Annotated in this window: 14 protein-coding genes and 1 tRNA gene; 5 read left to right on the forward strand and 10 right to left on the reverse strand. The window is 65.6% G+C overall.

All coding sequences use genetic code 11. The features are described 5' to 3' along the window. Nucleotides 1–52: 52 nt before the first annotated feature. The 9 genes from trpA to aroA all read right to left on the reverse strand — a co-directional run bounded on the left by trpA (nucleotide 53) and on the right by aroA (nucleotide 8,929). Complete coding sequence (gene trpA, locus QX132_RS12510; protein ID WP_316161326.1) at nucleotides 53–889, reverse strand: tryptophan synthase subunit alpha; 837 nt, start codon at nucleotides 887–889, stop codon at nucleotides 53–55. Beyond that, the gene (trpB, locus tag QX132_RS12515) at nucleotides 886–2,109 is read right to left on the reverse strand and encodes a tryptophan synthase subunit beta (protein ID WP_316161327.1); all 1,224 of its coding nucleotides are present in this window, start codon (nucleotides 2,107–2,109) and stop codon (nucleotides 886–888) included. The genes trpA and trpB overlap by 4 nt, the downstream gene beginning before the upstream one ends. Beyond that, nucleotides 2,106–2,765: a phosphoribosylanthranilate isomerase gene (locus QX132_RS12520; protein ID WP_315778429.1), complete on the reverse strand. Its 660-nt coding sequence runs from the start codon at nucleotides 2,763–2,765 to the stop codon at nucleotides 2,106–2,108. Before QX132_RS12520 ends, trpB begins: the two co-directional genes overlap by 4 nt. A gap of 77 nt (nucleotides 2,766–2,842) precedes the next feature. Further along, nucleotides 2,843–3,235, reverse strand: coding sequence for a lipopolysaccharide assembly protein LapA domain-containing protein (locus QX132_RS12525; protein ID WP_315750462.1), 393 nt, complete (start codon nucleotides 3,233–3,235; stop codon nucleotides 2,843–2,845). 77 nt (nucleotides 3,236–3,312) lie between these two features. Next, the gene (locus tag QX132_RS12530) at nucleotides 3,313–3,630 is read right to left on the reverse strand and encodes an integration host factor subunit beta (RefSeq protein ID WP_315716888.1); all 318 of its coding nucleotides are present in this window, start codon (nucleotides 3,628–3,630) and stop codon (nucleotides 3,313–3,315) included. A gap of 169 nt (nucleotides 3,631–3,799) precedes the next feature. Next, a complete protein-coding gene (gene sppA / locus QX132_RS12535) occupies nucleotides 3,800–4,780 on the reverse strand; it encodes a signal peptide peptidase SppA (protein ID WP_316161329.1) in 981 nt (326 codons plus the stop codon). A gap of 218 nt (nucleotides 4,781–4,998) precedes the next feature. Next, complete coding sequence (rpsA, locus tag QX132_RS12540; protein ID WP_315741235.1) at nucleotides 4,999–6,708, reverse strand: 30S ribosomal protein S1; 1,710 nt, start codon at nucleotides 6,706–6,708, stop codon at nucleotides 4,999–5,001. A 248-nt stretch (nucleotides 6,709–6,956) separates the two neighbouring features. Further along, a complete protein-coding gene (cmk, locus tag QX132_RS12545; RefSeq protein WP_316161331.1) occupies nucleotides 6,957–7,595 on the reverse strand; it encodes a (d)CMP kinase in 639 nt (212 codons plus the stop codon). Beyond that, nucleotides 7,592–8,929 carry a 3-phosphoshikimate 1-carboxyvinyltransferase gene (aroA, locus tag QX132_RS12550; RefSeq protein WP_315798614.1) on the reverse strand — a complete coding sequence of 446 codons (1,338 nt, stop codon included), beginning with the start codon at nucleotides 8,927–8,929 and terminating at the stop codon, nucleotides 7,592–7,594. Before aroA ends, cmk begins: the two co-directional genes overlap by 4 nt. Nucleotides 8,930–9,080: 151 nt before the next feature. Here aroA and QX132_RS12555 point away from each other — a divergent pair, with 151 nt between their 5' ends. From QX132_RS12555 to QX132_RS12565, 3 genes are all read left to right on the forward strand, one after another. After that, nucleotides 9,081–9,485: a TIGR02300 family protein gene (locus tag QX132_RS12555; protein ID WP_315741238.1), complete on the forward strand. Its 405-nt coding sequence runs from the start codon at nucleotides 9,081–9,083 to the stop codon at nucleotides 9,483–9,485. 81 nt (nucleotides 9,486–9,566) lie between these two features. Continuing rightward, a tRNA-Ala gene (locus tag QX132_RS12560) sits at nucleotides 9,567–9,642 on the forward strand. Nucleotides 9,643–9,889: 247 nt separating this feature from the next. Then, nucleotides 9,890–10,141 carry a GIY-YIG nuclease family protein gene (locus QX132_RS12565; protein WP_316161333.1) on the forward strand — a complete coding sequence of 84 codons (252 nt, stop codon included), beginning with the start codon at nucleotides 9,890–9,892 and terminating at the stop codon, nucleotides 10,139–10,141. Between the two features lie 7 nt (nucleotides 10,142–10,148). Here the strand turns inward: QX132_RS12565 and QX132_RS12570 are convergent, their stop codons facing one another. Beyond that, nucleotides 10,149–10,610 carry a MarR family transcriptional regulator gene (locus QX132_RS12570; protein WP_315741240.1) on the reverse strand — a complete coding sequence of 154 codons (462 nt, stop codon included), beginning with the start codon at nucleotides 10,608–10,610 and terminating at the stop codon, nucleotides 10,149–10,151. Between the two features lie 170 nt (nucleotides 10,611–10,780). On the opposite strand from QX132_RS12570, the gene QX132_RS12575 reads away from it, so the two are divergent. Continuing rightward, nucleotides 10,781–11,206: an organic hydroperoxide resistance protein gene (locus QX132_RS12575; protein WP_315741241.1), complete on the forward strand. Its 426-nt coding sequence runs from the start codon at nucleotides 10,781–10,783 to the stop codon at nucleotides 11,204–11,206. Between the two features lie 151 nt (nucleotides 11,207–11,357). Beyond that, nucleotides 11,358–12,560 carry a CaiB/BaiF CoA-transferase family protein gene (locus tag QX132_RS12580; RefSeq protein WP_316161336.1) on the forward strand — a complete coding sequence of 401 codons (1,203 nt, stop codon included), beginning with the start codon at nucleotides 11,358–11,360 and terminating at the stop codon, nucleotides 12,558–12,560. Nucleotides 12,561–12,612 lie beyond the last annotated feature (52 nt).

Consider the following 12,612-nt stretch of genomic DNA (forward strand, 5'->3'; position numbering starts at 1 on the left):
GCGGGGTCACGGCAAGACGGCCGCGACGCCTGGTCGAATAGTGGTTGACGGCCTATTCCGCGGCCTGTTGCGCCCCGTGCACGCCCCTTGCCAGCGCAGCGGCCAGATCGGCAACGGCGCTCACGGTCTTGGCAGTCGCGCGTCCCTCGGCATCGAGGCTGGCGCGGAGCGCATCGACCAGGGCGGTGCCGACCACGGCGCCATCGGCATTGGCGGCGATGGCGCGGGCCGTCTCTGGTGTCCGGATGCCGAAGCCGACGCAGACGGGCAGCTCCGTATGCCGCTTGATCCGGGCCACGGCGGCTCCAACAGCGGACGAATCCGCCGCCGCCGCACCCGTAATGCCGGTGATCGAGACGTAGTAGACGAAGCCGGAGGTGTTCGCGAGCACGGCGGGCAGCCGCTTGTCATCGGTCGTCGGCGTCGCCAGCCGGATGAAGTTGAGCCCGGCCTTCAGCGCCGGGATGCACAGCTCGGTGTCCTCCTCCGGCGGCAGGTCGACGATGATCAGGCCGTCGACGCCGGCGCTCTTCGCATCATCGAGGAACTTGTCGACGCCGTAGATGTAGATCGGGTTGTAGTAGCCCATCAGCACGATCGGCGTGTCAGCATCGCTCTCGCGGAAGCTGCGCACCAGTCGCAGCGTCTTCCTCAGGGTCATCCCCGCCTTGAGCGCGCGCAGACCCGCCGCCTGGATCGACGGACCATCGGCCATCGGATCGGTGAACGGCATGCCGATCTCGATGATATCGGCGCCCGCCTGCGGCAGCGCCTTGACGATGGCGAGCGACGTCTCGGGGTCGGGATCACCACCCATGACGAAGGTGACGAACGCCGAGCGGCCTTCCTGCTTCAACTGCGCGAAGCGCGCATCCATCCGGCTGGTCACGATGCCTTCGCCTTTCCTCGCAGGATATCGCCGACCTGCGGCACGTCCTTGTCGCCGCGGCCGGACATGTTGACCACCATCAGATGGTCCCTGGGCTTCTTCGGCGCGAGCTCCATCACCTTGGCGATCGCGTGCGCCGGCTCCAGCGCGGGAATGATGCCCTCGAGCCGCGACAGCAACTGGAACGCCGCAAGCGCCTCCTCGTCGGTCGCCGACAAATAGTTCACGCGGCCGACGTCGTGCAGCCAGGAATGCTCTGGGCCGATGCCGGGGTAATCAAGACCGGCCGAGATCGAATGCGCCTCCTCGATCTGCCCGTCCTCGTCCATCAGCAGATAGGTTCGGTTGCCGTGCAGCACACCGGGGCGGCCGCCGGCGATCGAGGCGGCGTGCAGATGCGTCAGGCCATGGCCCGCCGCTTCGACGCCATAGATCTCGACCGAGGGATCATCGAGGAACGGATGGAACAGGCCCATCGCATTGGAGCCGCCGCCGATGCAGGCAATCAGCGAGTCCGGCAGCCGGCCCTCGGCCTCCTGCATCTGCGTGCGCGTCTCGTTGCCGATCACCGACTGGAAATCGCGCACCATCATCGGATAGGGGTGCGGGCCGGCGACGGTACCGATGCAATAAAACGTGTCGTGGACGTTGGTGACCCAGTCACGCAGCGCCTCGTTCATCGCGTCCTTCAGGGTCTTCGCACCGGACTGCACCGGCACCACTTTGGCGCCGAGCATCTCCATGCGGATCACGTTGGGCTGCTGCCGCTCGACGTCGACCGCGCCCATGTAGACGACGCAATCGAGACCGAAGCGCGCGCACAGCGTCGCCGTCGCCACGCCGTGCTGGCCGGCGCCGGTCTCGGCGATGATGCGCTTCTTGCCCATGCGGCGCGCGACCATGATCTGGCCGAGCACGTTGTTGACCTTGTGCGAGCCGGTGTGATTGAGCTCCTCGCGCTTGAAGTAGATCTTGGCGCCGCCGAGATGCTCGGTCAGGCGCTCTGCGTAGTACAGCGGCGAGGGCCGGCCCACGTAGTTCTTCAGATAGCCGTTCATCTCGGCATGAAACGCGGGATCGGCCTTGGCCTCCGCATAGGCCTTTTCCAGATCGAGGATCAGCGGCATCAGGGTTTCGGCGACGAAGCGGCCGCCGAAAATGCCGAAGTGACCGCGGTCGTCCGGACCGCTGCGGTAGGAATTGGGAATGGCTGTCGTCATTGAACGCTCAACTCTTCAGCGGCCCGCGCCGCGCGAATGAAATCCCGGATCATGTCGCAATCCTTCACACCCGGCGCCCGCTCGACGCCCGATGACACGTCGACGCCGCCCGCGCAGGTGATCCGCACGGCCTCGGCGACGTTGTCGACGCTCAGGCCGCCAGAGACCATGAACGGGCGATCGAGCTTCAGGCCCTGTAGCAGACGCCAATCGAAGGTGGCACCGAGGCCGCCGGGGCGGGTCGCATCCTTGGGCGCCCGCGCATCGAACAGGATGCGATCGCACACATCGGCATAGCCCGCCAGCGGCACGAGATCGGCGGCGGTCGCGACCGGGATGGCCTTCATGACGGGCAGGCCGAAGCGCTGCTTGAGGTCACGGATGCGCGCGACGCTTTCACGTCCGTGCAGCTGCAGGAGATCGGGGTGCAGGGTCTCGACGATGTTCTCGACAGTCGTGTCGTCGGCATCGACGGTCAGCGCCACCTTGAGCGCGCGGCCCCTGACGTCACGACCCAGCTCACGCGCGGCCGTCAGACCGACATGGCGTGGGGACGGCGGAAAGAACACGAAGCCCACCATGTCGGCGCCCGCGTCGAGCGCCGCAGCGAGGGTGTCGGGCGTGGTCAGGCCGCAGATTTTGACGATCAGGGACATCGATGAACAACGCACGTCCGGGCGGAAAGGATCACCAGAAGCCCGCGGCTTCGAAGGCCGCCGAGCTTTGGCGCCTTCTACAACGCGGCGCCCTGCTTGTCTCGCCCATAAGGGGCGAAAAGGCGCGCCGGCGCTGCCGGAACCAGGGATTGCGCAGAGCCCTGTTTTGCACGTGCCGCGGCGCTCAACTGCGCCACCTGCGCGCGGGCCGCTTCGGCATCGGCCTGATGGCGGCGCGCGGCCCGCCGCCAGCGGCGCTGGCCGATCCAGGTGGCACAGCCACCCGCGATCACGCCCAGGATCGCGACGGCGATGATCAAGGCGAACAGCGGGACCGACGCCGAGAGCGCCGGATCAGTCGCGTTGAAGGGATCAAACGATACGGTAACGAAATGCCGATTGGCGACCGCGAAGATGACGAACAGCACCAGCAGCGGAAGGACGACCACGACAGTGAAGAATTTTCGCATGCGCTCGCTCGTGTCAGTCAGGCCGGATTCGCCTCGAAATCAGCCGCAGACGATTAGCACGGCCGGCGCGAGATGCTTCAATCGTCGGCGTCGTCAGCCGCGGCGCCGGCGGGATTGTCCCGGTTCAGCCGCTCGCGCATTTCCTTGCCCGTTTTGAAGAACGGGACGCTTTTCTGGTCCACCGGGACATGAGCTCCGGTCCGTGGGTTGCGCCCGGCGCGGGCCGGCCGATGCTTGACCGAGAAGGCGCCGAAGCCGCGCAACTCGACGCGGTCACCGCGGGCGAGCGCCGCGACGATCTCATCGAGGATCGCATTGACGATGTTCTCGACATCCCGCTGGTAGAGATGCGGGTTGTGCTCGGCGATACGCTGAACAAGCTCGGATTTGATCATCGAGAAAATGTACCCGGGGAGACAAGTCCCATTTCCGTGAAAATATGCTGGACTGTCAAGACGCTAAATCATTCATCGCGGCCATGAATCGGGTTGCGAGGCCCGGTACGGGGCCTCGCCATGGCACACGCAAAACGGGAAGATCGCCCTGAGGATGGTCTTGGCGGGTTCAATTGCCCGGCGCGGGCGTCCAGAGCGCGAGCATGCCGTCGAGACCAATCCGATCGACCGCCTGGACCACGCCGGTGCGCTCGATCTGGCGGGCGATCCCGGAGAGGCCGACGACATCGAGCGCGATCGAGGTCGCCGTTCGCAGGAAGGTCAGATCGCCGAACCGCGGCGTGAGCTTGTAGTCGCGCACCGGAAGGTCCTTCTTGACGTTCTTGTTGGCGACGAGCCACGCGACGGCGGCCTTCTCGTCGCCGAGCTCGTCGATGAGCTTCAGCTCGATCGCCTGCCTGCCGGTGAAGACGCGGCCATCGGCCACCTTCTCCAACTGCTCATCGTTCATGGCGCGGCGGTCCTTCACCAGTCCGCGGAACCAGGCATAGGAATCCTTGACCAGGGCGTCGAGCGCCGCGCGCGCTTCCGGGCTGGTCGGCTCATAGCCGTTGGGGGCGGCCTTCAGCGGCGAGGATTTGACCTCCTCGATCTTCACGCCGACCGTCTTCAACAGCTCGCCGACATTCGGATACTGGAACAGCACGCCGATCGAGCCGACCAGCGAGCTCTGCTGCGCGACGATGTGATCGGCAGCGATCGCGCCGATATAGCCGCCGGAAGCCGCCAGGCCTTCCACGACGACGACCAGCGGCTTCTTCGCCTTCAGCCGCACCAGCGAGTCGTAGAGCTGCTCGGAGCCGGCGGTGGTGCCGCCCGGCGAATTGATGTGAACGATGACGGCTTCCGCCGAGGAGTTCTCCAGCCGCTCCAGCGCCGCGACGCGCTCATGGTCGCTGCGGATCAGGCCCTCGATATTGACGCGGGCGATCGAGCCAGAGGTCGAGAGCGCGGTGCGGCCGCGCGGCGACATCGCCAGACCGATGGCGGAAAGAGCCGCAATCGCAATCAGCACGGCGACGACGCGCCAGAACGTCAGCTTGCGGCGCAGCCTGCGGCGATCGACGATCACATCCGAATCAAGCGACATGGACAGCTCCTGGAAGTCTCGGCGCGTTTTGCATCCGCAGCCTGAATATCTCGTTATCCGATTACATCAATCGCGGCGCAATTTGAAGAAAGGAAGGCTTGCGGCGAAGCGGCCGGACGGCCGATCCGCCCGGAACAGAGCGCGTATCTCTGCTTCGCTGGAACAAAAAAAGCCCCGGCTTTCGCCGGGGCTTTGATCTGATCACGCGAACCGAAGGCTTACTTCGAGTCGCGGTTCTTGAGCGCGGTGCCCAGGATGTCGCCCAGCGTGGCGCCCGAATCGGACGAGCCGTACTGCGCGATGGCTTCCTTCTCTTCCGCGACTTCCAACGCCTTGATCGACACCTGCACCTTGCGGGCCTTCTTGTCGAACTGGATCACGCGGGCATCGACCTTCTCACCGACGGCGAACCGCTCGGTGCGCTGGTCGTTGCGATCGCGCGCCAGCTCGGAGCGCTTGATGAAGGTGGTAAAGTCGGTGCCGGTGATCTTGACGTCGATGCCGCCGTCCTTGACGTCGAGCACTTCGCAGGTGACGACCGCGCCCTTCTTGACATCGCCCGGCTCGGCGAAGGGATCGCCTTCGAGCTGCTTGATGCCGAGCGAGATGCGCTCCTTCTCCACGTCGACGTCGAGCACCACGGCCTTGACCATGTCGCCCTTCTTGTAGTTGTCGATGACCTGCTCGCCGGGTTGCTTCCAGTCGAGATCCGACAGATGGACCATGCCGTCGACGTCGCCTTCGAGACCCAGGAACAGGCCGAACTCGGTCTTGTTCTTGACCTCGCCCTCGACCACCGAACCGGTCGGATGCTTCTCGACGAAGACCTCCCACGGATTGCGCATCGTCTGCTTGAGACCGAGCGAGATGCGGCGCTTGACGCTGTCGACCTCGAGCACCTGCACTTCGACCTCCTGCGAGGTCGAAACGATCTTGCCGGGGTGCATGTTCTTCTTGGTCCACGACATCTCGGAGACGTGGATCAGGCCTTCGATGCCCGGCTCGAGCTCGACGAACGCACCGTAGTCGGTGATGTTGGTGACGCGGCCGTGGAAGCGGGCCTGCAGCGGATACTTCGCCTCGATGCCCTGCCACGGATCGTCGAGCAGCTGCTTCATGCCCAGCGAGATGCGGTGCGTCTCGTGGTTGATCTTGATGATCTTGACCTTCACCGTCTGACCGATGCTGAGCACCTCGGTCGGATGGTTGACGCGGCGCCACGCGATGTCGGTGACGTGCAGCAGGCCGTCGATGCCGCCGAGGTCAACGAACGCACCGTAATCGGTGATGTTCTTGACGACGCCGTCGATGACCTGACCCTCTTCGAGGTTCTGCACCAGCTCCTGGCGCTGCTCGGCGCGGGTCTCTTCCAGCACGGTGCGGCGCGACACGACGATGTTGCCGCGGCGGCGGTCCATCTTGAGGATCTGGAACGGCTGCGAATTGTTCATCAGCGGCGCGACGTCGCGGATCGGACGGATGTCGACCTGCGAGCGCGGCAGGAAGGCCACGGCGCCGTCGAGATCGACGGTGAAGCCGCCCTTGACCTGGTTGAAGATGACGCCGTTGACCTTTTCGTTGTTCTGGAACGCCTTCTCGAGCTTGCCCCAGCTCTCTTCGCGGCGCGCCTTGTCGCGCGACAGCACGGCTTCGCCGAGCGCGTTCTCGATGCGGTCGAGGAACACCTCGACCTCGTCGCCGACCTTCAATTCACTGTCACGGCCGGGCCCGGCGAATTCGCGCAGCGCCACGCGGCCTTCGGTCTTCAGGCCGACGTCGATGACGGCCATGTCCTTCTCGATCGCAACAACCTTGCCCTTGACGACAGAGCTTTCCTGCAGGTTGCCCTTCGTGAAGGACTCGTCCAGCATCGCGGCGAAATCATCGCGGCTGGGATTGTAGGAAGAAGCAGAGGTACTCGAAGCCATTTGTTCTCCAGATGCGGACATTCTCGCCAGCTTGGGTTGATCGGCGCATCGAATGGACAGTGCCTGGAGGTCCACAAATCCCCAGACGTCCGCGTGATGCGCGATAAGCGCAAACGACGCGGGCCGGCAGTGCCTGCACATGCGATACGTATGAAGTGCGTCCGGATGATCGGACTCGATTGAACCGCAATCGAGCTATCGATGGTCAAGGGCGGGAGCGGGCATTCCTCCAATGACGCCGGCGGAAATCAAACCCGCTGACGGCCCGCTCGAACGGCCTCGACGATATCGATGGCGGCCCGGACTCCGCCTTCTATATCCAAATGGGAGTTGTCAAGCAAGACAGCATCCGGGGCTTGTTTCAAGGGGGCGACGGCGCGGTTCTGGTCGCGCTCGTCACGCGCCAGGATGTCGGCCAGAACGGCCGCCTCGTCAGCCGGTTCCCCACGCGAAAGCGCCTCGAGGGTGCGACGATGCGCCCGGATGCGGGGATCGGCGACGACGTAGATCTTCACCTCGGCGTCCGGGCAGATCACGGTTCCGATGTCGCGGCCGTCGAGCACGGCGCCGGGCGGCTGGCTCGCGAACTGACGCTGGAAAGCCACCAGCGCCTCGCGCACTTTCGGCAACGCCGAGACCACGGAGGCCGCGGACCCGACCTGGTGCGACCTGAGCGCCGGGTTGTCGAAGGTCGAGGGATCCAGGGTCATGGCGACGTCCGCCGCCCGGGTCTCATCCTTGAGGTCGGTGCCGGCGGTCAGTAGCGCATGCGCGACGGCCCGGTAGATCACGCCCGTATCCAGGTGCCTGAGGCCGTAATGCGCCGCGAGACGCTTGGCCATGGTGCCCTTGCCCGAGGCAGCCGGGCCGTCGATGGCGATGATCATGCGAAATCCGCGCCCGCCTTGCACATCAGCGGGATGAAATCGGGGAAGCTGGTGGCGATGAAGGCGGTGTCGTCGACCGTGACCGGCTTATCAGACGCGAGGCCCATGACCAGCGCGGACATCGCGATGCGGTGGTCCATGTGGGTCGCAACCAGCCCGCCGCCCGGCACATGGCCCCTGCCCTCGACGATCAGATCGTCGCCGGTGATCTCGACCTTGACGCCGTTGACACGCAGCATGGCCGCGGTGGCCTCAAGCCGGTCGGATTCCTTGACGCGCAGCTCATGCAGGCCGCGCATCACGGTCGTGCCCTCGGCATAGGCGGCGGCGACCGCCAGCACGAGATATTCGTCGATCATCGACGGCGCACGCTCCGGCGGCACCACGACGCCGCGCAGCTTCGAAGCGCGCACCCGCAGGCGGGCCATCGGCTCGCCGGCATCGCCGCGGACGTCGTCCTCCTCGATCGAGGCGCCCATCTCGCGCAAAGTCGTGAACAGGCCGGTGCGCAGCGGGTTGGTCATCACGTCCGACAGCACGAGATCCGAGCCGTCGACGATCAGCGCGGCGACCAGCGGGAACGCAGCCGACGACGGATCAGCCGGCACGATTACCGGCGCGCCTGTTAGCTCCGGCTGGCCGGTCAGCGCGATGCGGCGGCCGTGGGTGCCTTCCGGCGTGGTCACGATCTCGGCACCGAAATGCTTCAGCATCAGCTCGGTATGGTCGCGGCTCGCCTCCTGCTCGATCACCGTGGTGACGCCGGGCGCGGCGAGGCCGGCCAGCAGCACGGCCGACTTGATCTGGGCCGAGGCGACGGGGGTGCGGTATTCGATCGGGACCGGGTTGCTGGCCCCCTGCAGGGTCAACGGCAGCTTGCCGCCCTCGGCGATGGCGGTGACCTTGGCGCCCATCAGCACCAGCGGGTCGAGGATGCGCCGCATCGGGCGGCTGCGCAGCGAGGCATCGCCGTCGAAAACGGCCGAGATCGGGCAGCCGGCGACGGCGCCCATCACCAGCCGGCAGCCGGTGCCGGAGTTGCCGAAATCGAGCGGCGCGCTCGGCTGGGCGAAGCCGCCGACCCCCACGCCACGGACGGTCCACGCGAAGTCGCCGGTGCGTTCGACCTTCGCACCCAGGGCCCGCATCGATTGGGCGGTGTTGAGGACGTCTTCGCCCTCGAGCAGGCCGGAAATTCGGGTCTCGCCGACCGACAATGCCCCCAGGATCAGCGCCCGGTGCGAGATCGACTTGTCGCCGGGCACGCGAATCGTGCCCGAGAGGGGCCCGGAGGCGCGTGATTCCAGGGAAGTCGGGGCGATTGACGTGCTCACGGCAGGATCCTCGTGTTTCGGACGCGGCAGGTATCACAGCCCCCGCCCTCCGTCACGAGCGGTGATTTTCCCGTTGACAGCGCTATTGACAGCGGCGCGGCAACTAGCCAAGTGAGACACCGCTTTTCAGACATTGCCAGGACGCCTGCACGTGGCCAAATCCGAGCTCGGAACCAAACGCATTTGCCCGACGACGGGCAAAAAGTTCTATGACCTCAACAAGAACCCGGTGATCTCGCCCTACACCGGCGAGGTCGTGCCGATCGCGCCGGTGGCTCCGACCCGAGCGATGCGCGGCGAGGCTGCGCGTGCCGCTGCGGCGGCCGACGTGGTCGAGCCCGCCGAGGCCGAGGAGTTGGTGTCGCTCGAGGAGGCCGATGCCGAGGAGAACACCGGCAAGGTCAAGGCCGTCGTGCCTGAGACCGAGGACGACATCGAGATCGATGAGACCCTCGACGACGACGAGGATGATGACTCGACCTTCATCGCCGACGAGGAAGAAGGCGACGAGGACGTGACCGACATCATCGGCGATGTCGGCGGCGACGAAGAATAATCGTCGAAGACACTTGAGATCAGCCGCGAACTGTGGTTCACGGTGCTCCCCGGCGGTCACCCAGACCGCCGGCTCGGTTCAGGGGCCATAGCTCAGCTGGGAGAGCGCTTGCATGGCATGCAAGAGGTCGGCGGTTCGATCCCGCCTGGCTCCACCACGCTTCGCCCTTCGGGCTACGCGTGGCGCAGCCACGACGGAGCCCGAAGGGCGAAGCGTGGTGCCCGGCGAAGCCCCTTGGCGAAGCCGGGCTTTGAGAGGCCCGTCATCTTCTCCAGCTGGTGTTTTCTCGAGTCACGCCTGCCTACGGTTTGCGACTTGATTTCGTACGCAGGCAGCCGGGATGACAACCCCCCTTCCCGATTGCAGAATGCCGGCCCGCAGTCCTTCGCGGCGAGTGCCTTCGCATGTGGTACGTCTACATCATCCGCAGCCTCGCCTTCCCCAAGCAGGAATATGTCGGCGCGACAGCGGACATCAGACAGCGCCTGAAGGATCACAACGCTGGCCGGTCAGTTCACACGTCCAAGTTCATGCCGTGGATGCTGGTCTGGTATTGCGCCTTTCCGGACAAGCATCGCGCGTTGGCGTTCGAGACCTACCTGAAATCGCATTCTGGGCGGGCATTCTCAAAGAAGCGCCTGCTCGGTCCAGTCTGACCGCTCCTCACCCCTCCACCGCCGCATTCAAATGCTCCCGCAGGCGCACCAGCTTGCCGTGCAGGTCGGCCAGTTCCGCGAGCGAGCAGCCCGTCGCATCCAGGATCGCGGGCGGCACGATCGACCTTGCCTTGTCGCGTAGTCCCGCGCCCTGGGCGGTGAGGGTGACGATCACCTGACGCTCGTCCTCGGCCGATCGTGTCCGCCTGATGAAATGCAGCGCCTCCATCCGCTTCAGCAGCGGCGTCAGCGTGCCGGAATCCAGGAATAGCCGCTCGCCGATCTCCTTCACCGACAGGCCGTCGCGCTCCCACAGCACCAGCATCACCAGATATTGCGGATAGGTGAGGCCGAGACGGTCGAGCAAAGGCTTGTAGACCCGGTTGAAGGCATGGGCGGTCGAATAGACGGCGAAGCAGAGCTGGTTGCCGAGCTGGAGCGGCAGGTCTGCCGCGGACTTCTTTCGCATCGAGGTCACCACAGGTCGATCCTATCGGCATCTTGAGCCGCACGCCTCGGGTCGACAACGGGCCCGGCGCCCCGATCACGAATTTTCTACCGAACAATTATATTGTTCACAATTCAATTGTATGCAATATTGTGCCACTGAATTCGTCCATCCAACCCGGGAGACACCCCATGTCCGTGAACGTGCTCTACAAGACCAGCGCCAAGGCGACCGGCGGCCGCGACGGCGAAGCCGCGACCCTCGACGGCTCGCTCAAGGTCAAGCTCTCCACCCCGAAGGAGCTCGGCGGCGGCGGTGGCGCCGGCAACAATCCGGAGCAGTTGTTCGCGGCCGGCTATGCGGCCTGCTTCATCGGCGCGATGAAGTTTGTCGGCTCGCAGGGCGGCCCGAAGGTTCCCGCCGACACGTCGGTGACCTCGACCGTCGGCATCGGCCCGCGTTCAGAAGGCGGCTTCGGCATCACCGTCGAGCTCGCGGTGTCGCTGCCCGGCCTCGCCAAGGCCGACGCCGAGGCTCTGGTCGCCAAGGCGCACGAGGTGTGCCCCTATTCCAACGCCACGCGCGGAAATGTCGATGTCAAGCTGACCGTCGTCTGAGGCTGAATTCCGCCCTGCGGCAGCGTTTTCCCGCGTCCGCCGCAGGGCAGGCCTCGCGTTTTCGCGACGGCGCCATTCGGCGAGCCGCGTTTGCACCAGCGCCGCAGCAATGCTTAATGGCCGCGAGCTGAAACCAACCTCGCGACATCCGATGACACCCCAATTTGCTCCCGGCGCCATGGCCGGACTGCGCGTGATCGATCTGACGCGCGTGCTCGGCGGGCCCTACTGCACACAGATCCTGGCCGATCACGGCGCCGACGTGATCAAGGTCGAACCGCCGGCCGGCGACGAGGTCCGCGACTGGGGCCCTCCCTTCCACGACGAGGACGCTGCCTATTTCGTCGGGATCAACCGCAACAAGCGTTCGATCGGCCTCGATCTCGCTTCCGAGGGTGGCCGCGTCGTGCTGATGCGGATGCTCGAGACCGCCGACGTGCTGATCGAGAACTTCAAGCCCGGCACCTTGGAGAAGTGGGGCATCGGCAGCGACACGCTGCGCGAGACATTCCCGAAGCTGGTGCACTGCCGCATCTGCGGCTTCGGCGCAGACGGTCCGCGCGGCGGCAATCCCGGCTATGACGCGATCATCCAGGCGATGACCGGCATGATCGCCGCGACCGGCTCGTCGCAGAGCGGACCGATGCGGATCGGCGTGCCGCTGGTCGACATCACCACCGGACTCTATGCCGCGATCGGCATCCTGATGGCGCTGTCGGAACGGCAGCGCTCTGGGCTCGGCCAGTTCCTCGAGGTCACGCTGTATGAGACCGGCCTCGCGATCATGCATCCGCATACCGCAAACTACTTCATGCACGGCAAGCCGCCGTCGCTGACCGGCAACGAGCATCCGAACCTCGTTCCCTACGCGATCTTCCCGACCAAGACGGACGATATCTTCATCGGCGTCGGCAATGACGGCACCTTCCGCAAGCTCGCCAAGGAGATCGGCCGGCCGGAGCTCGGCACCGATCCGCGCTTCGCCCGCAACAAGGATCGCGTCGCCAATCGCGAGGCGCTGCGCGGCGAGCTCGCCGCCGTCTTCAGCCAATTCGAGGCGGAGCCGCTGTGCGACCGGCTGCTCGCGGCCGGCCTGCCGGCGGGACCCGTGCAGAAGATCGACCAGGCGCTGACCAATCCGCACACGATCTACCGCGGCGATGTCATCGAAAAGGACTGGTACAAGGGCGTCGCGTCGCCGATCCGGCTCGAACGCACCAAGCCGACCCTGCGCTCCACGCCGCCGAAGTTCAGCCAGCATGCGCAGGAGGTGCTCAGCGAGTTCGGCTATTCGGAGCACGAGATCCAGGCCCTGCTGTCCCAGGGCACGGTGTGCGCCGAGCGCAAGCGCTGAAGCGCCATCAGCCTGTCGTCTCCCCACGCTAGCGTCGCCTGGGGCATCGCCC

Origin of the sequence: Bradyrhizobium sp. SZCCHNRI20481 (assembly GCF_032485055.1) — a bacterium.
GTDB lineage: Bacteria > Pseudomonadota > Alphaproteobacteria > Rhizobiales > Xanthobacteraceae > Bradyrhizobium.